The organism is Spirosoma aerophilum (genome assembly GCF_054782495.1).
Map to the genome: position 1 here is coordinate 145169 of NZ_BAAGSJ010000009.1, position 22361 is coordinate 167529.

Annotated in this window: 13 protein-coding genes and 1 tRNA gene; 10 read left to right on the plus strand and 4 right to left on the minus strand. The window is 53.5% G+C overall.

Annotated elements, in window-relative coordinates:
- Positions 1 to 44: 44 nt before the first annotated feature.
- Complete coding sequence (locus ACYVK4_RS08265; protein WP_461127019.1) at positions 45 to 4307, minus strand: hybrid sensor histidine kinase/response regulator transcription factor; 4263 nt, start codon at positions 4305 to 4307, stop codon at positions 45 to 47.
- Between the two features lie 420 nt (positions 4308 to 4727).
- Here ACYVK4_RS08265 and ACYVK4_RS08270 point away from each other — a divergent pair, with 420 nt between their 5' ends.
- The 8 genes from ACYVK4_RS08270 to ACYVK4_RS08305 all read left to right on the plus strand — a co-directional run bounded on the left by ACYVK4_RS08270 (position 4728) and on the right by ACYVK4_RS08305 (position 17179).
- Positions 4728 to 5573 carry a 3-keto-disaccharide hydrolase gene (locus ACYVK4_RS08270; protein ID WP_461127020.1) on the plus strand — a complete coding sequence of 282 codons (846 nt, stop codon included), beginning with the start codon at positions 4728 to 4730 and terminating at the stop codon, positions 5571 to 5573.
- A gap of 47 nt (positions 5574 to 5620) precedes the next feature.
- The gene (locus tag ACYVK4_RS08275) at positions 5621 to 6451 is read left to right on the plus strand and encodes a glycoside hydrolase family 16 protein (RefSeq protein ID WP_461127021.1); all 831 of its coding nucleotides are present in this window, start codon (positions 5621 to 5623) and stop codon (positions 6449 to 6451) included.
- Positions 6452 to 6742: 291 nt separating this feature from the next.
- Positions 6743 to 9784: a SusC/RagA family TonB-linked outer membrane protein gene (locus ACYVK4_RS08280; protein ID WP_461127022.1), complete on the plus strand. Its 3042-nt coding sequence runs from the start codon at positions 6743 to 6745 to the stop codon at positions 9782 to 9784.
- 24 nt (positions 9785 to 9808) lie between these two features.
- The gene (locus ACYVK4_RS08285; RefSeq protein WP_461127023.1) at positions 9809 to 11437 is read left to right on the plus strand and encodes a RagB/SusD family nutrient uptake outer membrane protein; all 1629 of its coding nucleotides are present in this window, start codon (positions 9809 to 9811) and stop codon (positions 11435 to 11437) included.
- Positions 11438 to 11484: 47 nt separating this feature from the next.
- A complete protein-coding gene (locus ACYVK4_RS08290) occupies positions 11485 to 12468 on the plus strand; it encodes a glycoside hydrolase family 43 protein (protein WP_461127024.1) in 984 nt (327 codons plus the stop codon).
- Between the two features lie 33 nt (positions 12469 to 12501).
- A complete protein-coding gene (locus tag ACYVK4_RS08295) occupies positions 12502 to 13623 on the plus strand; it encodes a glycoside hydrolase family 88/105 protein (RefSeq protein ID WP_461127025.1) in 1122 nt (373 codons plus the stop codon).
- A gap of 25 nt (positions 13624 to 13648) precedes the next feature.
- Complete coding sequence (locus tag ACYVK4_RS08300) at positions 13649 to 14893, plus strand: DUF2264 domain-containing protein (protein WP_461127026.1); 1245 nt, start codon at positions 13649 to 13651, stop codon at positions 14891 to 14893.
- A 12-nt stretch (positions 14894 to 14905) separates the two neighbouring features.
- Positions 14906 to 17179 carry an alpha-L-rhamnosidase-related protein gene (locus ACYVK4_RS08305; RefSeq protein WP_461127027.1) on the plus strand — a complete coding sequence of 758 codons (2274 nt, stop codon included), beginning with the start codon at positions 14906 to 14908 and terminating at the stop codon, positions 17177 to 17179.
- Positions 17180 to 17464: 285 nt separating this feature from the next.
- On the opposite strand, the gene ACYVK4_RS08310 is transcribed toward ACYVK4_RS08305, so the two are convergent.
- Positions 17465 to 17536 (minus strand) — tRNA-Arg (locus tag ACYVK4_RS08310).
- A gap of 134 nt (positions 17537 to 17670) precedes the next feature.
- Positions 17671 to 17877, minus strand: coding sequence for a hypothetical protein (locus tag ACYVK4_RS08315; protein ID WP_461127028.1), 207 nt, complete (start codon positions 17875 to 17877; stop codon positions 17671 to 17673).
- Between the two features lie 429 nt (positions 17878 to 18306).
- On the opposite strand from ACYVK4_RS08315, the gene ACYVK4_RS08320 reads away from it, so the two are divergent.
- Both ACYVK4_RS08320 and ACYVK4_RS08325 read left to right on the plus strand, forming a co-directional pair.
- Positions 18307 to 19944 (plus strand): 7TM diverse intracellular signaling domain-containing protein, encoded by a 1638-nt coding sequence (locus tag ACYVK4_RS08320; RefSeq protein WP_461127029.1) that lies wholly within the window; start codon positions 18307 to 18309, stop codon positions 19942 to 19944.
- Positions 19945 to 20080: 136 nt separating this feature from the next.
- Positions 20081 to 20674, plus strand: a complete 594-nt coding sequence (locus ACYVK4_RS08325) for a hypothetical protein (protein WP_461127030.1) — start codon at positions 20081 to 20083, stop codon at positions 20672 to 20674.
- A 196-nt stretch (positions 20675 to 20870) separates the two neighbouring features.
- Here the strand turns inward: ACYVK4_RS08325 and ACYVK4_RS08330 are convergent, their stop codons facing one another.
- Positions 20871 to 22169 carry a neutral/alkaline non-lysosomal ceramidase N-terminal domain-containing protein gene (locus tag ACYVK4_RS08330; RefSeq protein ID WP_461127031.1) on the minus strand — a complete coding sequence of 433 codons (1299 nt, stop codon included), beginning with the start codon at positions 22167 to 22169 and terminating at the stop codon, positions 20871 to 20873.
- Positions 22170 to 22361: the final 192 nt, after the last annotated feature.

The following is a 22361-nucleotide window of genomic DNA, read 5'->3' on the forward strand; positions in this document are numbered from 1 at the left end:
ATAGCCTCAGCGATTTCGGCACCAACCCAACTGCGTACAGGGACTTATGTATCGGCCGTAGCACCCTCCCGGTGTTGCCGGGCATATTCCGAAGGAGAGAGGGTGTACACACTCTGGAACGTCTTGCGAAAATGTTTCAGATCGTCGAAACCGACCTGATTGGCTATTTCGGAAACCCGCAGCGACGTTGTCGCCAGCAATTGAGCGGCCCGTTTGATGCGCACATCGCGGATGAACTCCACCACCGACTGTCCTGTCATGGCTTTGATCTGCCGGTAGAACGCCGACTGGCTCATGCCCATTTCCCGAACCAGCACCGGAACAGAAAAATCGGAATCGGCCAGATGGGCTTCTACAATACCCATGGCTTTTTCCAGCAACTGCTTTTCCTCATCGGGGATAATGATGTCTGTCGGCTTCAGCAGGATCTGGCGCTGGTAATACTCCTTGAGCCGGTGGCGGCTCTGGAGCATCACCGCTATTTTGGTGTACAGCAGTCGTGGGTTAAAGGGTTTGGCCATGTATTCGTCGGCACCGGTTTCCAGTCCTTCCAGTTCGTGCACAGCAGCCGCCCGGGCGGTGAGCAGTACCACCGGAATATGCATCGTTTTGGGGTGCTGCTTGATTTTTTTACACAGCTCCAGCCCATTGCTCCGGGGCATCATCACGTCGCTGACGACCAGATCGGGCAGCAGATCCAGCGCTTTCTCCCAGCCATCCACACCATCGACGGCCACGAATACCTCAAACGTAGTCGACAGGAGCTGCTGTAAATACTGCCGGAGTTCATCGTTATCTTCCACCAGCAGGATACGTCCCGACCGAACCACCGGTGCGGGTTCGCTGGTGGAGTCGGGCCTGTCGACCTCGGGCATGTCTTGCGTAAAGGTCATGTGGCGTTCGCTCCGGGAAGGCTCATCGCGAATGGAGTCCGGCGGCAGGTGCTCCCGGCCAAAAGGGAATCGGAGGGTGAAGGTCGTACCGGCACCGGGGGCACTCTGTACCATGACCTCCCCCAGGTGTACTTCCACAAACTGTTTCACCAGCGACAGACCGATACCCGTACCCGTCATGCGCATGGTTTCGGTGTGGGATGCCTGATAATAAGGATCGAAAATTTTGTCGACCTCGTCGGCATTCATGCCCACGCCCCAGTCGCGCACCACTATTTCCAGGTAATTTGCCTGAAGAGCACCTTTCTCAAAAACAGCCGCGCTATCCGGCGAACCAACCACCGAGACGCCTATCCTGATCTTACCGCCTTCGGGCGTAAACTTAAGCGCGTTAGAGAGCAGGTTCGTCAGGATAATCTCGACTTTACTCCGATCGAAATACAGCACCACCGCTTCGGCAGGAGCTTCCAGGGCGTAGTCGATGTGCAGCTCTTCGGCTTTCAGCTTGAAGATCAGAAAGATCTCGGTCAGGAAAGCCATGATATTTCCGCGACTGGCCCGCAACGACACATGCCCGGACTCGACCTTCCGGAAATCCATCAATTGATTCACCAGATCCAGCAGTTTGCGGGTTTGCTGGTGCATGAGCATGATTTTATCTTTTGCCGCCGGCAGTGCTCCACCCGATGCCGCCAGCTCTTCCAGCGGTCCCAGGATCAGCGTCAGGGGTGTGCGGAGTTCGTGCGAGACATTGGTAAAGAAACGCAGCTTGGTATCGGTCACTTCTTTCTCTTTCTCAACTTTATACTGCTCCAGCACCAGTTTATTTTTCAACTCCTGTTTCGCCAGTTCACTTCGTTGATAGAACCAGAAAGCGCCCACAACGGAGGCCGCATAGAGCAGATAAGCCCACCAGGTTCGCCACCAGGGCGGCAAGATCGTAAACTGTAACAGGGCCGGTTTGGCAGACCAGACCCCATCGTCGTTGCTGGCCTTCACCAGAAAAGTATAGTCGCCGGCGGGGAGGTTGGCATAGCTGGCCGTTCGCTGGCCGGGTGCCGCCCGTATCCAACCAGCGTTGTAGCCTTCCAGCCGGTACATATACTGCTGCTTCTGAGGATTGGCGTAATTCAGCCCGACGAACTCAACGGAGAAATCATTCTCTGCCGCCTTTAGCCGAACGGTCTGGACGTCGGTAAAGGGTTTGGACAGTAAAACCCGACCGTTCAGCGTATCGCCAATACCCACCGGCTGGTTGAGGATGCGCAGTTCGGTGATCTGCACCAGGGGTGGATACGGGTTCGGGTGAAGGTTTCGCGGCTGAAAATAGGTGATGCCGTTGGTACCGCCAACATACAAGGTTCCATCGGCCGCCCGAAAGGCAGCCCCTACTTTGAACGAGTTGCTCTGCAAACCATCCGTCACATCGTAGTGAAACAGTCGTTTGCTCGCCGGATTGAACTGATACAAACCAGCCCCGCCAATCCAGAGATTACCGGCCTCATCGGTCAAAAGGCTTTCGACGTCGGTTTCGGGAACCCACTGGCTGTATCGCTCAATAATTTCTTTGCCGCCGGCATGGGTAGTTAATCGGTGCAGTCCTCCGCCAATGGTCCCGATCCAAAGGCTCCCCTGCCTGTCCTTCAGCAACGGCCAGGCGTAATTGGTCCGCAGGCTGTTTGGGTTATCGGGTTCGTGTTTGAACTGGCTGAGGGTCTGTAGTCCCGTGGGCGTGATCTGTATCTTCAGCACACCCGCATCCCGGGTGCTGGCCCATAAAATATCCCGTTCAGGGTCGTAAAGCAGTGCCGTAAACTGATGCGTCGGCAAGACATTTTGTCGGGTATCGTAGGTTTTCAGGTATTGGCCCTGGCGGGTATACTGATGAATGCCCGCGCTGAAGGTAGCCACCCAGATACTTCCATGCCGATCCTCCACAATGCTTTCGATACTGCTGCTACTCAGATCGGGTATTGTCGGACCACTGGCCAGCCGGACAGGTGTTGCCCCGGCCTGCCCCTTCAGCAGGTAGAGCCCGTAATAGCGGGTACCAATCCAGAGGGTTCCGTCAGAAGCCTGAAACAGCGTAGCGATGTCAATGCCGTTTATATCGCCGGACAGCGACCGATTCAGGTAGTTCCGGTACGTTTTCCGGGTCAGATCATAGCTGGCAAAACCATTTCGGGTACCCATCCACAACCGATTGGTTTTTTCATCTTTCCAGATGGTGTTGATGTAATTGTTGGCGGGCGTCGTTTGCCCAACCATTTGCCGGCGGATTTGGCCGAAGGGTTTGGGGCGCAACTTCAGCTGATTCAGTCCGCCCGCCGAGGTGGCCAGCCAGAGATTATGAAAGCGATCTTCCAGCAGGTCGTGTACCCGAACGGAATTGATGCTGGCCGGGTCGGTGTCCAGCGGTAGAAATGTATGGACAGCCTGCTCATCGACAGGTGGTGTTGTGCCGGTTACGGCCCCGGCCTCCATGAGCAGCAGGCCGTAGTTCGTACTGATCCATAACCGTTTCGACGAGTCCAGGAAAAGGCTTTCAATGTCGGCAAAGGTTCGGCTTAGCGATCTGACCTGAAAGCCGACGGGGACGCCCAATGCTGTTCGGCTTAGCCAGAAAATCTGATCGTCGCTCCCAATCCACAAATCGCCCCGTGTGTCAACGTGCAGGGCTCTGATATTGGCCGACGCTGGCAGAGCCGTTACATGCGCAGCGAGCAAGGTCGTTTGCCGGGGCAGTGGAGCACTGCCATTAAAAAGCCAGAGCCCCTGCCCCAGGGTACCGATCCAGATTCGACCCCGGTAATCGACCGCCAGTTTGTTGACAAGGGGTTCGGCATTGGGTTTATTTAAGAGACCTATCTGGTGAATATCGCGGAGGTTGCCCCGCCCGTCGGTCTGGAGCACAAACACGCCGTAATGTTGGGTAGCCACCCAGATCCGATTTTGCGTATCGGTGCAGATGGCATGCACGTTGGTGTGGGTCAACTGCCGGATGAACGACTCGAAATTAGCCGCACCCGCCAGTTCCCGAATGCTTACGAACCGGTCTTGGGTGGCATCGTACCAAAAGACTCCCGATCGCTCCACCCCTACCCATAGCCTGCCGGAGCGGTCTATTTCCAGCGTCCGAATCCGGTTGCTGGCAATACCCTCCTGATCGTTGATGGGCAGCTCATAAGGTTTTAATGTGTAGCCGTCGTAGCGATCGATGCCTTTGTTGGTGCCCACCCAGATAAAGCCGGCCTTGTCCTGAGCTACGCACATGGCATCGCTGTGCGAGAGACCTTCGTTGACGGTAATATGCTGAAAACGAAACTGATCCGGCTCACGCTGGGCCCAGGCGGGGATCGGCACCAGCCAGGCACTTAACAGGCAATATGTATATAAAAAAAACCACTTCATCATTAAGGACCAATTTACCCCCTTCTTTTGACGAAAACCAACCCTACTACCTATTTTCAACACGCTACTTTTATACCCATTAAAACCTTCTTTTGACTGATACGTTATTCTATGTTAAAAGGTGGCAACAATTAATTTTTGTTTTTTACCAATAGTGTCGCAAACAGTTCATGTTTCTCGGGTTCCTTAAATAACGATATCTGCCAGCCTTCGTCAACCACGAACAACGAGTGGCCAGCAGCTAACCAACCCTTCCTGGCCAACGTTCGTCGAGCCGGTCTCGACCAAATTTCGCCCTCATCTTCGCCCCTAACGATTTTATATTTAGATTAGATTGGTTTAGAAAGGACGAGACAGTTGTCTCGTCTCTTTTCTTTACAGGCTATTGTATTTTTTACCCTTACACTTTTCTACTTTTCATTCATGCGTACCTCGCTCCTGTTGCTTGTTCTATGTCTTACTGCCGGTCTTTGTTTGGGTCAATCCAGCGGCAAAAAATCCAGGTGGATTCAATTGTTCAACGGCAAAGACCTCAAAGACTGGTCGGTGAAAATAACCGGGCACCCTCTCGACGATAACTACGGCAACACCTTCCGGGTGGAAGATGGCAAACTCGTTGTTCGGTACGACCAGTACAAAGCCTTTGATGAACAGTACGGCCACATTTTCTACAAAAAGTCGTTCTCGGCTTACCTGCTGGTCATGGAATACCGGTTCGTTGGGGAGCAGGTGAAAGGAGGGCCGGGCTGGGCCATTCGCAACAGTGGTGCCATGCTGCACGGGCAGGACCCGAAAACGATGGGCCTGCAGCAGGATTTTCCCATTTCTATGGAAATGCAGTTGCTGGGGGGCGATGGGCAGCACGAGCGGCATACCGCTAACCTCTGCACACCCGGCACAAACGTTGTGCTGGACGGTAAACTCTTTACCCCGCACTGCATCGACTCCAACTCCAAAACCTACGCAGGCGACCGGTGGGTGCGCGCCGAAGCGCTGGTGCTGGGCGATTCGCTCATCAAACACATTGTGGAAGGCGACACCGTGCTTACGTATTCAAAGCCGCAGATTGGTGGTGGCAATGTGATCAATTTCGACCCCAAGGTGAAAAAAGACGGGCAGATTCTTCGCGGAGGCTATATCTCGCTGCAGAGTGAAAGCCATCCCGTCGAGTTCCGCAAAGTAGAGTTATTAGATCTATCGCCTTACATGAGTAAACCCAAACAACTGGCGGCTATTTTGCGTCAGTTACAGACCCGAAATCCAAAATAGTCATGACTCACCAGTGCCTTTTTCTTGCTTTCCTGGTTTTTCTTAGCATGAAGAGTTTTAGCCAGTCAACACAACCGACCACCCTAACCCAGCCTGCCGGGGATACGGCCCCTGCCGACACCAGCTGGCGATTGGTGTGGGCCGACGAATTTGATATTGACGGGGCACCGGATGCAAAAAACTGGGTATTTGAAAAAGGCTTTGTTCGCAATAACGAGCATCAGTGGTATCAGCCAGAGAATGCTTTTTGTAAAGATGGATTCCTGATCCTGGAAGCCCGACGGGAGAAAAGACGAAATCCAACCTATAAGCCCAACAGCGAAAACTGGAATAGCCGACGCCCGACCATTGAGTACACATCGGCCAGTATGAAAACGCAGGACCTGCATAGTTGGCTGTTCGGCCGTTTTGAGATGCGCGGACGAATCGATATCAGCCCCGGTATGTGGCCCGCTTTCTGGACAATGGGAGAAGCTGGCGAGTGGCCCGCCAATGGCGAGATCGACATCATGGAGTATTACCAGAACATTCTGCTCGCCAACGTAGCCTGGCGAGATACCAAGCAGTATGTGCCCATATGGCGCAGTAATAAAAAGCCGATCGATTCATTTAATGATCCCGACTGGTCGAAGAAGTTTCATGTCTGGCGTATGGACTGGACCGAACGATCTATTCAGCTATATGTCGACGATCAGCTGTTGAACGAAGTTTCTCTGCTCGAAACCATTAATAAAGACGGATCGGCCATCAATCCCTTTCGCCAGCCGCATTTCATACTCCTGAGCCTCGCCGTGGGCGGCAATAATGGTGGCGACCCCGCCAAAACTAAATTCCCCAAACGCTTCGAAGTGGATTACGTCCGCGTGTATCAGAAGTGAGGGTAGTGGAGTCGGTTAGTGGTGAAGTAGTGAAGTGGTAGAGTAAGTGACGTGGTAGAATAAGTGGAATGGGTCTACTTCTGCACTCCACCCCTAAGCTACTCCACTACTTCACCACTCCACTTGCTCCACCACTCCCCAATCTCAATTATCCCCCTTTTTTTGGCGAAAACGCCCCCCATCCGTTCAGGCTGGCCCTCTTAGTTTTGCATTATTCAAACATTGATTTTGCTTTCGACTGACACATCGTAAAGTAAATCCTCAAATAACTAAGAAATCCAGAACCTGCTTATGGACATTAAATGGCTACTTTTTTGTGGCGTGTTGCTTCCTGCCCGGGGCATATTCGCTCAACAGATCGTCGGCAATAGCAATCCGCTATACGCTTCCGTCAGATCAACGGTTGCCGGGGCACGTGCGTCGGAGGTGGCGGTGATTACGGTTACGGGAAAAGTGACCGACGAGAAGGGCGACGCCCTGCCCGGTGCTACCGTTTCGCTGAAAGGCGGGTCCATCGGGGCCAATACCGACGCCGATGGCAACTATACCCTGCGCATTCCCGACGGCACACCCAACCCGGTACTGGTCTTTTCGTTTATTGGCTATATCCTGCAGGAAGTGCCCATTGGCAACCAGACGGTGGTGAACGTGCAACTTAAGGGCGATGCCAAATCCCTGAACGAAGTGGTTGTGGTGGGTTATGGCACACAGAAACGATCGGATATTACCGGTTCGGTAGCGTCTGTCCCCAAAAGCCGCCTGTCGCAGTTGCCCGTAACCAACGTGTTGCAGGCCATTCAGGGCTCGGTAGCGGGTGTCAATATCTCGCAGTCGTCGTCCGTGCCGGGGGCGGCTCCGTCAACGACCATTCGCGGTCAGAACTCCATTAACGCCAACTCCGGCCCCTATGTGGTTGTCGACGGGATTCCACTGAGCAAAACCGGCGGCTCACTGAGCGATATCAACCCCAACGACATCGAGTCGATGGAGGTATTGAAAGATGCCTCGGCGGTAGCGATTTACGGTACCAACGGGGCCAACGGCGTTATTCTGGTCACGACCAAACGGGGCAGCACGGGCAAGCCAACCATTCGGTACAATAACTACGTGGGTATCGAAAACTTCGCCCACATGCTGCGTCCGCGCAATGGAGCCGAGTACGTGCAGAAGTACGCCGATTACATGGCCCAGACCGGCCAGAAACTGGTTAACCCCGTCCCCAACTACGACGAGCTGACCAATTACAACGCGGGCATTACGACCGACTGGATGAACGAAGCAACACAGACGGGCGTGTTGCAGGACCACAACCTGAGTATTTCGGGTGGGTCGCCCAACGTGCGGTACTTCATATCGGGCGAATTTCTGGACCAGAAAGGCGTTATTAAAGGCTATCAGTACAAGCGGGCCAGCTTCCGCTCCAACCTGGACGTTACCCTGACGGATTACCTGACGGTGGGCACCTCGCTGTTCATTGCCAACAGCAACCGCGACGGTGGCCGGGCAAACTTGCTGAACGCATCGGCCATGAGCCCCTATGGGCAGGAGTATAACACCGACGGGACTTACCGGATCTACCCCATGTTTCCCGAGCAGTTGTACACCAACCCCATGATCGGCCTGAACGTCGACCGGGTTGACCGCAACACCAACCTGAACGGAAACGCTTATCTGGAACTGAAACTGCCGGGCAAACTGAATGGCCTGAAGTACCGCATGAACCTCGGCTATTCGTACATTCCGGCCCGCACGGCGAGTTATACCGGTCGGTCGGCAAACGACCTGCTCGGAACGGCCAACACGTTCTTCTCCGAAACCAACAGCTTTACGCTCGAAAATATCCTGTCGTACACGCGGGATTTCGGCAAGAGCCACTTCGACTTTACGGGGCTCTACAGCGCCCAGCAGCGTAAATACGCCACGGCTACCGGAAACGCTACCGGCTTTGTCAACGACCAGTTGTCGTTCAATAACCTGGGGGCCGGTGCTACGCAATCCAGCAACTCCTATGCCGACCGCTACGGCCTGAACTCGCAGATGGGCCGGGTCAACTATTCGTACGACAGCCGTTATCTGCTCACCGTTACGGCCCGGCGCGATGGCTCATCGGTATTCGGGGCCAACACGACCAAGTACGGTTTATTCCCGTCGGCGGCTATCGGCTGGAACATCAGCAACGAAGCGTTCATGAAGAACGTGAATCTGGTGAGTAACCTGAAACTGCGCTTCTCCTACGGCAAATCCGGCAACGAAGCCATCAGCGTGTACCGGACCATTACGACCGACAATACCGTTCGGTCGCCCTTCAACGGCGTGAGCACCATCGGCGCACAGCCGGGCAACCTGGGCAACGCCAACCTGCAGTGGGAAACGACGCTGAGCCGCAACATCGGTGTTGATTTTGGTATGCTGAACAACCGCATCAACGGTAGCCTGGATCTGTACAAGAACAACACCAAAGGGCTGCTGCTGCTGCGTAGCCTGCCCATACTGACCGGCTATTCGAGCGTGTATGACAACCTCGGCGAGACGTCGAACACCGGTATCGAACTGACCCTGAACACCCGCAACGTTACCAGTGGCGACTTCAAATGGGAAAGTACCGTTGTGTTTGCCTCCAACCGCAACCGCATCCTCGACCTCTACGGCGATAAGAAAGATGACCTCGGCAACCGCTGGTTCATCGGTCAGCCCATCAGCGTGGTGTATGACTACAAGATGGCCGGTGTCTGGCAGGCGGGTGAAGATGCGTCCTCGCAGGACCCCGGCTCGGTGGCTGGCGACCTTAAATTCGCCGACCTCAATGGCGATAAGAAGATCACGGCCGATGGCGACCGGATGATTCTGGGCCAAACCGCGCCAAAATGGACCGGTGGTCTGACAAACACCTTTCATTATAAAAACTTCAATCTCAATGTGTTTGTCCAGACGGTTCAGGGTGTAACCCGCAACAACGCCGACCTGACCTATGCCGACGAAACCGGCAAACGAAACACACCCATCGACGTGGGTTACTGGACAGCCGACAACCGGAGTACTACGCGCCCGTCGCTGGCCTTCAAAAATCCACGCGGCTACGGCTACGCATCGGATGCCAGTTACACCCGTATCAAGGACGTAACCTTAAGCTACGTCTTCGATCAGAAACTGCTCGACAAACTGCACCTGGGCAACCTGACCGTGTACGCCAGCGGGCGGAACCTGTACACCTTCACCAACTGGATTGGCTGGGACCCCGAAGCCGTGCAGTCGACCCGCGGCTCCGGCGACTGGACGAACAACTACCCCCTCACCCGCTCCTTTGTTATGGGCCTGAACATCAGCCTTCGCTAACTGGAAGCCTCAACATTAACCTCAATGAAAGCATACATAAAAGCACTGGCCCTGTCGACGGTTGTTCTGGCATCGGCCTGCAAAGATACCTTTCTGGAAGAGAAACCTTTCTCGTCCTACACCCCCGTTACCCTGAACGACTCGTTAGGGTTCGAAGCTTCGCTGGTTGGCTTGTACAACCACACGAGCACCTATTTTTCCTGGTCCGACCAGCAGGGCTGGCCCAGCGTGTGGCAGGTGGGCACAGACGTCGCCAATGCCACCTCCAACCAGCAGGGTATCGAGATTCCCTACTACAATTACGCGCTGCTGACGCCCACCGACGGAGCCGCGGCCCGCACCTGGAACCGCAATTACATTATGATCAACCTGACCAACACGATCATCAATGGCATTGAGGCCCCTTCGTTAACGGCCATCAGCAAAACGGGTAAGGATAAAATTGACGCCGAAGCGCGGTTCTTCCGGGGGTATGCCTACAACAACCTGGCTACCTGTTTCGGTGGTGTCCCCATCCTGACGCAAGCCCTGACGGGACCAAAAACGGATTTCGTCCGGGCACCGGTAGAGGAGGTGAATAAGCTGATCGTAGAGGACCTCACGTATGCCGTTGCGAACCTGCCGGACATCGAGAGCGTGAAAACCAACTCGAAAGGCAAGCTCTACGGACGCGCCAACAAATTCATGGCGATGCAACTGCTGGCCGAAGCCTACCTGCGCATGGACAAGCCGGATCTGGCCGAAGCGCAACTACAGGCCATTATCAGCAGTGGCCGGTTCAAGCTCATCAAGGGCCGCTACGGTATCAAAGCGGGCGAACCCGGCGACTATTACCACGACATGTTCATCTACGGTAACCAGCGCCGGGTGCAGGGTAACACCGAAGCCATCTGGGTACTGGAACAGGAAAACCCAAGCACCGTTGTGGGCGGCATTACCGACAATCCACAGCAGCGCCGGGTTTGGGGCGCAGCCTATCACAACGTCCAGGGTATGGCCTTAGCCGACTCCACCGGCGGCCGGGCACTGGGGCGTTTACGACTCAGCAACTGGGTTTTGTACAGTCTTTACAAGCCGGGCGATATTCGCAATTCGCCGTACAACATCCGTCGGCGCTACGTGTACAACGACCCGTCGAAACCAACTACGTTTGGCAAACCAGTGCCCTATACTGGTACGGATACGCTGCTCAACATTGCGCCCCACACCACCAAGTGGTACCAGTTCGACCCCAACGATACGTTTGGCTACGCGATGATCAAGGATTTTATTCTGATGCGTCTGGGCGAAACCTACCTGTTGCTGGCCGAGGCCCAGTTCAAGCAGGGCAAACTGGACGCTGCGGCTGCCAGCATCAACGTCCTGCGCGAACGCTCGTTTGCCGGGTACCCAACAGTCGGCAAAGTAACCTCCGCCGACATGACGCTTGACTTTATCCTCGACGAGCGCGTTCGCGAATTGATCGGCGAGGAAAATCGGCGGATGACCCTGATGCGAACCAAAACGCTGGTCGACCGCGCCACCCGGCTCAACCCGAACAGCGCTGTCAACCCCTTACGCGGTTTGACCAGCACACACCTGCTGATGCCGATCCCCCTGACGGAAATCCAACTGAACAAAGACGCAGTGCTAACGCAAAATCCGGGGTATTAATCCTAGCGCGGCTGGAACTCCAGCCGCGCTGCTTTATCTATTCAACGATGAAACTCATTTCCTTTGCCCTCCTTTTCCTGGCCGCAATCCTGAGCCCACGTATCAGCCAGGCTCAAAAAACGAAGATCATTAAACCCGGTACCGTCTGGCACGACGACAAAGGCGACATCATCAACGCCCATGGCGGGGGTTTGCTCTATGTCAACAAGACGTATTACTGGTTCGGGGAGAAGCGCGGCCTGTCAGCTTCCGAAGGGGTCAACGTCTATTCGTCGAAGGACCTGTATACCTGGAAAAACGAAGGGCTGGCACTGGCAAAATCCACCGACCCGACGAGCGAGATTGCCACGAACGGGCTGATGGAACGGCCCAAGGTCATTTACAACCCCAGGACGAAGCAGTACGTGATGTGGTTTCACCTCGAGCTGCCCGGCCAGGGGTACAAAGCTGCCAGGGCGGGGGTGGCCGTCAGCAAACACGTGACGGGGCCGTATCAATACGTGAAGAGCTTCCGGCCCAACGGCCATATGTCACGGGATATGACCCTGTTTGTCGATGACGACGGCTCGGCTTACCACATTTACTCGGCCCGTGAAAACTACGACCTCCGGCTGGTAAAATTAACCGACGATTACCTGTCGGCGACTACGCAGGACACGTTGCTGTTCAGTAACCACCGCGAAGCACCGGCCATCTTCAAGAAAGACAAAATGTATTACCTGATCACCAGCGGCTGTACGGGCTGGGCGCCCAATCAGGCCAGTTTGCACGTGGCAGAGTCCCCTTTTGGCCCCTGGAAACTGGTGGGTGACCCGATGAAAGGCCCCATGGCAGATAAAACCTTCGATGGCCAGTCGACCTACATTCAACCCGTACAGGGCAAGCGGAATGCATTCATTTTTATGGCCGACCGCTGGAATCCCAAAGACCTGAAAGATAGCCGCTACCTCTGGCTGCCCATCACCTTTGACAGCAACCAACCGGTCATTCAATGGACCGATCAGTGGGATTTGACGCAGTTGGGTCAGTAACATCCCGATACCATTCCAAGCCCCTGACTACCCATGACACTCACCAAATACACGCTTATCCTGCTGCTCAGCAGTACGGGGCTTTTCGCTCAGCAACGGCCGTCGGCTCCGGACGTCCTCAACACAATTCAGCGGGTAAACGACTACTGGCAATCGACGCACCCCACCCACGGGCGGGCCTTCTGGGACAATGCCGCTTATCATACCGGCAACATGGAGGCTTATGCGCTGACAAAAAACGAAGCCTACCGCCAGTATTCGGAAGCGTGGGCCGAACACAATGACTGGATGGGTGCCAAAGCCACGGATACATCGACCTGGAAATACAGCTACGGCGAAACTGACGAATACGTGCTGTTCGGCGACTGGCAAATCTGCTTCCAGACCTATATCGACCTCTACAACCTCAAGCCCGACGCGCGCAAAATTGCCCGCGCCAACGAGGTGATGGCGTACGAAATGAGTACGCCCAACAACGACTACTGGTGGTGGGCCGACGGGCTGTACATGGTGATGCCCGTGATGACCAAGCTGTATAATGTAACGGGCAACAAACAGTACCTGGACAAGCTGCACGAGTACTTCACCTACGCCAACAGCATCATGTACGATGCCGACGAGAAGCTGTATTACCGCGACGCGAAGTATGTATTTCCCAAACATAAAAGCGTGAATGGGAAAAAGGATTTCTGGGCCAGGGGCGATGGCTGGGTGTTTGCCGGTCTGGCGAAAGTCCTGAAGGACCTGCCGAAGAATGACCCGCACCGTCAGGAATACATTGCCAAATACAAAGGCCTCGCCGATGCCCTACTGAAATCGCAGCAGCCAGAGGGCTACTGGACGCGCAGCCTTCTGGACCCGGCTCATGCCCCCGGCCCCGAAACCAGCGGCACCGCCTTCTTCACCTACGGCCTCCTCTGGGGCATCAACAACGGCTACCTAAACGAAAAAAAGTATCTGCCCGCGGCCCTGAAAGGCTGGCATTACCTCACCACCACGGCTCTTCAGCCCGACGGAAAAATTGGCTATGTACAACCCATCGGTGAAAAGGCCATCCCCGGCCAGGTTGTCGACGCCAACTCAACCACCAACTTCGGCGTTGGGGCTTTTCTGCTCGCCAGCTGCGAAATGCACCGGTTTGTGCGTAAAAAGTAATCTTCTCCGTGCCACAATCTGAACAATGAATCTACGCTCCGTCTTCTTCCTCCTGCTCATCACCCTATTCAGCCACAACGTCCTCGCGCAAAAGAAAAAAATAGCTGCGAAACCAAAACCGGTTAACGATCGGGTGTTCTGGCTGGCCGAGATGGACAAAATGGTCAGGCCGGTTATTTACAATCTGGCCCACGACAGCCTCCGCATTGTGATGCCCAGGGTAACCTCCAAACGAATCGACAACCGGGAGCACCGCCTGCAAGTCCAGTATGTAGAAGTGCTGGGCCGGGTTCTCAGCGGCATAGCGCCCTGGCTACAGGGCGAAGGTGGCAGCCCCGACGAGGTAACGCTGCGGAACCAGTACCGGCAATGGGTCCTCAAGGGCCTCTCGAATGCGCTCGACTCGACGGCGAAAGACTACATGTACTTTAACCTCGGCGGGCAGCAGCTGGTCGACGCGTCCTACATTGCCTGCGCTTTTGTGCGGGCACCCTGGCTGTGGGAAAACCTGAACCCAACCGACCGCGAACGGCTGGTGAAAGCCCTGAGAACGACCCGCCAGTTCAAGCCGGTATTTTCCAACTGGCTGCTGTTCTCGGCCATGACCGAAGCCTTTTTCTGCAAATACGGCTACGACTGGGACCCCATGCGCGTCGATTATGCGCTCCAGCAACTCGAACAGTGGTATGTAGGCGATGGCATGTATTCCGACGGCCCCTCCTACGCTTATGATTACTACAACAGCTACGTCATGCACCCCTATCTGGCAACAATTACCGACATCGTCAGTACAAAGACCAATACATACAATGCCATGATCGCTAAAATCAGGAAGCGGAACGAACGGTATGCCGTTATTCAGGAGCGGCTCATCAACACCGACGGCACCTATCCCGCTACCGGACGATCGCTGGTCTACCGTGGAGCCGTTTTCCAGCATCTGGCCGATATGGCGTGGCGCAAAGCCCTGCCCGAATCACTAAAACCCGCTCAGGTACGCTGTGCATTGACAGCCGTGATTAAAAAAACGCTCGAAAGTCCTTCTACTTATCAGAATGGCTGGCTTACCATTGGCTTGTACGGTTCGCAACCCGATCTGGCTGATTTTTACAACAATCAGGGAAGCCTGTACATTGCCTCAACGATCTTTCTGCCACTTGGTTTGCCACCGTCCGACCCTTTTTGGGCCGATGCCCCGGCAAAATGGAGTGCGCAAAAGATATGGAGTGGCGAAGACTTTCCGCACGACCATAGTGTGGATTTACGCTAACAACCCGATTTCATGCGCTACGTTTTCTTCTTTGGTCTACTGGCGGCCAGCCTGACAGCCGTTGCCCAAACGGCTCCCACGACCTTACGGACCGATCTATTGCTCCATACCGACAAGGTGTGGAGCAATGGCTTTTTAACGAACTATACGCTCGACGGAGCCGATTCGGCCAGATTTGCCGGACAGCTGGCCCTTATCCGAAGCCGCCGACCGTCGTTTAGCTGGGTAGTGCCGACTGACGGAAAAACCACCCGCCAAACAGCCTACCGACTTATCCTGTCGTCGTCCCGAAAAAACAGCTTCAGCAGTCAGGGCGACATCTGGGATTCGGGCAAAGTAATGAGCAGCCAGAGCGTGGGGGTTCCGTTGCCTGCCACCCAGAAACTGGATACCAACCGGATTTACGCGTGGCGGGTGAAGATCTGGAACAACCAGAACACCGAAAGCGAGTTCTCCCAGCCCAAACTGTTCCGGACAGCCAGACAGCTGTCGGACTACGAAACGCCGTTTTACCCGCTGGTCAAAACGGAAGAAGTTCCCCGTTCACAGCGGACACTGGCCGGAGGGCAAGTCGTCTATGATTTTGGGAAAGATGCCTTCGGACAGGTGTTTATAACCGTTGCCAACCCAACCGACGCCGGTACGCTGCGGGTACACCTTGGAGAAGCGGTGACGGCCGACGGGCACATAAACCGGCAACCATCGGGCACGCTCCGGTACCGACAGATTCCGGTTCTGCTGCAAAAAGGGACGCACCGCTACGCCATTCAGTTCAAACCTGACAAGCGCAATACCGGCCCCAAAGCCATTCTGATGCCCGACTACATCGGCGAAGTATTACCCTTTCGCTATGTCGAACTGGAGCTGGCCCCGACCAGTCGCGTCGAGCAGGTGGTTCGTCAGGTCGTCACCTACCCGTTCGATGATGCGGCCACCACGTTCACCAGTTCGGACAGCACCCTCAACCAGGTTTGGGAGATCTGCAAGCATACCATCAAAGCGACAACATTTACGGGTTATTACGTGGATGGTGACCGTGAACGGATTCCGTACGAAGCCGACGCGCTGCTCAACCAGTTATCGCACTACGCCACCGATGCCGAATACAACATGGCCAAACGGTCGCTGAACTACCTCGTTTTTCACGCGACCTGGCCTACCGAATGGTCGCTGCAAAACGTGCTGATCGCTTGGTACGACTACCTTTACTCAGGCGATTCGCGCACCGTAGAGGCCCTTTACCCCGAACTAAAGGCAAAACTTCTGCTACCCCTCGCCCGTGCCGACGGCCTCATCAGCACCCGGACAGGGCTGCAAACCCCGGAGTTCAAAAAATCCATTCATTACGATACCTTCGACGGTCGGCCCACCATTCAGGACATTGTCGACTGGCCGCAGCAGGGCGTTTTGGGACTTGGCAAGAAAGAAGCCGGTGAAACAGACGGCTTTGTCTTTACGGATTACAATGCCGTTGTCAACGCCTTTCATTACCAGGGGCTGGCCTTCATGGCACAACTGGCCCATCGACTGGGTAAAACCGACGACGCCACCTTGTACACCAACCGCGCCAATCTCGTTAAGAAAGCTTTCCAGGCCACGTTTATTGATCCCAAGACCGGACTGGTGCACGATGGCGAAGGTACGGACCATGCCTCCCTTCATGCCAACATGATGGCACTGGCCTTTGGTCTGGTCCCTGAAAAGGTACAGGCCAGGGTGCTGGCTCACATGCGGTCGCGGGGGATGGCCTGCAGCGTATATGGGTCACAGTTTTTGCTCGATGCGCTGTACAACGCCAACGAGGGAGCTTACGCGCTGGCGCTGATGACCTCTACCGATGAGCGAAGCTGGTACAACATGATCCGCACCGGCTCCACCATGACCACCGAAGCCTGGGATACCCGTTACAAGCCCAATCAGGACTGGAACCACGCCTGGGGCGCGGCACCGGCAAACATTATCGTTCGAAAACTAATGGGCGTTGAGGCCCTGACGCCTGCCTTTGAGACCATCCAGATAAAGCCCCAGCCGGATACCCTGCGGCAGGCCTCCCTGCAGCTGGCTACCCTACGCGGGCCTGTTACGGTATCATTTGAGAACACAGCAGCGCGTTTTATTTTGCGCGCTACCCTACCCGCCAATACCAGCAGTGTCGTATATCTGCCCCGTAAAAAGGCGAAAAGTCAGGTATTGGAAAACGGCAAGCCGGTCAAGGCAACCCCCGAGGGTAATTTCTGGAAGATCAACGCCGTTGCGGCTGGTACGCATGAATGGGAAGTGCGGTAATTTTATGGTTCACCTTTTTCGCCTGCGCCACCACCAGTGCAGACGGGTCCAGCCATCAAAGCGAACCGGTCTGCTCATCGAGTGGACAGGTCTAACTCATTTACCAGGTATATGGTCAGCGCCTGAGAGCAATACGGCTCACTTTTCTTACAGTGATACTGCAGGAAATCAAAATCGACTCGTGAACTTACGGAGTTTTACATGCCGGATGCCCCGCCAGACAGGGTATCAACGAATTGGGCATGCCATCAATGGCAAGGTTGCCAGCGCATTTGATTAAAAAAATGGCCTTATAGGGACTCGAACCCCAACCAACAGTTCCGAAGACTGTGATGCTATCCATTACACCATAAAGCCTTATTGGCAAAAGTAAGTCTATTTTTTATATATAGAAGCCCAAAAGCTCAATTTAGCGTAAATCAGGGAAGTACCTGGAAGTAACGAGGTATGTATTGGCCCTTTAAAGCCAATAAACGCAATACAGAATTTTTTTATTTGGTTTCTCTTGATCTATACACATCCACGGGCGTAGTCTGGAGCCTTTCCGGCAGATACAACGCCTGTAGATATCGGCCGTTCAGCTTATCAAATCCTATGCCACCTATCGGTTCATACCCTTGCTCGATGCGACCATTCACAGATATTTCCAGCGCAATCGTAGAATTTTCTTCCTCTATGAGGTAATTTTTACGTTTCATAGAATACAATCCCATAAGTTACTAACGGTATAATATATTTAATAACATATATACAAAAAGTGAGCCATTTTACTTGTAATGCAGTGCGTGAAAACCGTGCATAGGCCATATGTCGCTTATTGGCATTAATGGCTACTAATTCATAAACTTCGCTATACGTTTCTTCTAACCGTTGGGAATTTTTGCAATATAGTAAAATCATTCACGCAACTTGTAACCACTTTTACATAAATAGTTTAGCAGAAATTCTTCCATTAGTACACTTACATAGATTATTTTACTTATTATCCTATATATCATCGTTTATCAGGCGGTTCACTTGTAATTTCTGACAGCAATCGTTAGCATTACAAAATCATATCCCGCCATCAGGACACATATAAAGTGACTTTTAAACAGCTAGTATTCACTAACAGTACAACTTTACTTTTGCTTTTCTGGCTGTTGGGTTCAGGACCTTGCCAGGCTCAACCGGCGGTTTCGTATCACATCGGTAATGACTTAGTTGAGATGGGAGCCAAGGCCCGATATTTCGAGGATACCACCAACAGGCTCACTCATATTCAGGCCAGCCAGCTGCCCGACAGTTACTTTAAGCCCAGCTTGAATAAGGTCATTAATTTAGGCTTCACCCCCTCCCGGATCTGGCTTAAATGGGATATCCGGAATCAAACCCATGAACCCCTCTATGCCATTCTGGAAGCGCAGGATGTCGATTATGTCGACGCCTATGTTGTTGGCAGGGACACTACTTACTTTCTGGAAACGGGTGTACTGCGTCCGTTCTCAAACCGCTACTTTGGCATTAACAGCATTACCCTGAATCTGGGCCGGGAACCCAGGCAGCTTTATATTGCCCTCAAAGATATGAACGGGCTGGTGTTGCCAATAAAGCTGGGAACCATTCGGCCGGTGATGCACAAAATATACCGCGAAACGATGATCAACGCCTTTGTGGTGGGCGTTATGACGCTGATTGCCCTGTTCAGTTTTTTTATGTATGTGTCCCTCAACGACCGTACATTCCTGCTTTATACCCTGCACGTGGTCTTTTCAGCCCTCACGCTGCTCACCTTTGAAGGGTATCTGTTCGATCTCCTCTGGCAGGATATGCCCTATATGAACAATGGGATCAACTCCAGCCTTATCCGGCTTTTCACCCTGCTCACCAGCATTGCCTTCTCGGTTTCATTTCTGAATATACCCGCCGTTCATCCTCATCTGGCCCGGGCCTACCGGGCGGTGGCCGCCCTGGCCATTGCCGTTGTCATTGCTAAAAGTTTGGGCGTTCAGCAAGCCGAAATGGTGTTCAACCTCATTGTCCTGATCACATTCCTGTCTTTTTTAGGCGTGGGTGTGTGGCTCTACCGTCGGGGTTTCCGGCCGGCACGCTTTTACTTACTGGGTTGGGGATTCTACATTGTTGAGATTCTGCTGCTGATCCTGACGCTGTTCAACGTGATTTCCTTCGATCATACCCTCACCTACTACGGATACCAGATTGGCGCCGTTTGCCAGGCCACCTTACTGACATTTGCCCTGCTTGACCGAATAAATGTATTACGTTCCAGCATTAATCAGGCGCAGGAACTGGCCCTGAAACGGCTGGAAGAAAACCAGGAGTTAATTGAACGGCATAGTGAAGTACTGGAAAATCAGTTGCAACAAAACCAGCCCGCGCCCAGCGATGACCTCAAGCAGGTCCTGAAAATGATTCGGGAAGAGCGCGAACGGGTAAAGAAAATACCGATTCCGACGATGGAAAGCGTTCTCCTCTTTGCCACCGCCGATATCATTCGCATCGAAGCTATGGGTAGTTACACCACCGTGCACTTTGTTAATCGCAAAGAACTGGTGGCTTCGCGTTCGTTAGCGGAGTTCGAACAGGTGCTTGATGATCATGAGTACTTCTTTAAAGTCCATAAATCCCACCTGGTCAACCTGAATTACATCACAAAATACCGCCGTGGCGAGGGTGGCTCACTCATCATGATCGACGGCAGCGAGGTCGATGTAGCCCGCCGGGTAAAACCCGATTTCCTGAAAAAGATGGGACTGGATAGTTAAAAACCTATCTCCTTGTACCGCCTTCTTTCATCCGACAGTAACCCGGAACCCACCGGAAATAAACTCCCCGTTTCAATATCAGGTGTGTACGGCTAGTTTTGACTGATCAATTCACGAAAATAGTCCGTCACACACCATGCGAAAACACATTATTCTTAGCACCATTGCTGCGGTTCTTCAATTTGCTGCCGTTTCTGCGCAACAAGTCGATACCCTAACGTCCACCCCGGTCAAATCACCATCTTTTCTTCGACTATATCCATTTGAACTCACGGTAGGCGAGCTGCGTGTGGGTGCTGAAATGGGAACGGCGCCACGCCAGGCGTTAGTAATTGACGGTAGTTATTTTTGGAAAAGCTTAGGGTCAATTAATGGTCAGGGTTGGGCCATCAAGATGGATTATCGATTTTATTCCGGCAATGCCCGTCGGAGAAGCCGTTTTTTCGTTGGCCCGAATATGATGGTGAAACGACAGGGATATGTCGATACGTATAACTCTTCGTCAACGGGTTATACGCCAGTTATGGACTACCGAATGGTGTATTGTATCAACCTGAAAACTGGTATAGACTTCCAGCTCACTCAGGGAGGGCATACCCGATTAGAGGTCTTTACCGGAGGAGGTTTACGATATAGGTCAGATGATATAGTCAACTCAATTCTTGAACGTTCAAAGAGTTCCGGTAGCTGGCTCCCAAATTTACTCTTTGGCATAGTGCTGAAGCTTTAATCACTAGTTGCTTACTGGCCTTATACAATAGCGTAAGTTTTCCTGATTGACCGGATTACTTACGCCTACTATGCCTGTCCTGCTTGTATCTATACCAGCACCAGTCGCTTATTAACTGGCGCGTGTCTTTAAAACAGCTGATTTTTATGGACTGACTAAGCCAATAAATAACATAGTCCACTTACGCACTCGTCCGCTACTTCAGACTACTGACCAGACTTTGGGTCATGTCTTCGAAAAACTCGGCGGTGTGAGGGCCGAACAAATTGGTCTTGCCAATCGGATAAGGGCTCTTGTCGTCGAAATAATACCTGTCGGGAACAACCTGCCCAATGTTTCCGCCATTGAAACTGGTGATGATCAGGTTTCGCTGGTCGGCAACGGGCAATGCCAGCAGGTCATCGGCCAGTTCCACGGATACGCCGGCCGGGCATCCCAGAAACACCGTTCGACCAATGCGCAACGCTTTTAACTCCGCCGGGTAGTCGCCATACAGCGCTTTGGCCAGCCAGGGCTTCAACCGCCAGCTTTGACTAATGCGAATATGAGGGTCATTCTGGACAAGCGGCACCGTTTGGGCAATTAAAGTACTGTCGGTACGGAGCGGCTGGCGCTCCAATAAGGTAACGATCTGAGTCGCTATCCGATCGGCCGACAGGCTCTCCTGGCCCGCCTGACCGGGCTGGCTTATCGCTTGCACCGGCCCAACCATTGCCAGCGTAAAACAGGCCGGCAGCCGGTCTAGCTTTTGGGTGAGGTCACGAAAAAACCCGCCGTCATGGGGGGCATCGGAGACTGCACCAGTGGGTATCTGGCGAGCACTGGCCGAATAGACCAGCGCCGATTCGCCCGTCGATTTACGAAGTTGCAGCAGATGAAGCGGATCGGCCCCTGCCTGACGGCTTTCGGTCGGGAGCGGCTTCTGGTATTTCAGATCTAACTGGGTGTACCCGATCTGCACCGTCGCTTTGTTTTTCTGGGCAGCGGCCACCGCTTTCAGAATAGTCTCCGTCAACTGATTGACACGCTGTTCATTGTACGGCCCATAGGTCCGCTCGCCCATGTAATCGCTGGCCCACCCGCCCAGCCCGGCATGGGCGTACGTACATCCGAGATAAACGTTTTTCCAGAGAAAGCCGAGCTTTGGCAGCCGCTGTTCCAGCGCCAGCGCCACCGAGGGCGGCATCATGACCAGATCGACGGTAATCATGGCCGCCCGCGTGGTACCATTATTCAGCACCAGTACCCGCGTTTGAACAGAGTCCGGCGTTCCTTCTTGAGCAGCCGCCGTTGGAAGAAAAACTTCGCGGGCCCAGCCCGCCTGGATGGGCTGTTTTGGGAGCGGATCGCTGACAATCCAGGCAAATCGCTGGCGGGTAAAGCGGTGATAAAGCGAATTTTTATAACTGCCGTTGTTGACAACGGTAAGGCTCAGACCCAAAGCGTTTATGACGACAAAGGCTACGATTATACTTATTGTTCTGGATCGACTCATCTTCTTCTTACTTATACCACGAAACGCCTTCGCTCCATTGACAAACAAAATTGGCTCATCTAATCCGATAAATCAGGGTATAATTTGTTCATTTATTACCGGATTCAGCCTACTATCGATTTAGTCGTGAATTCACATGAAGCCAATTTTCAGGAATAAAACGCGTGTTGGCCTTCTGATAGCGTGCTGTTT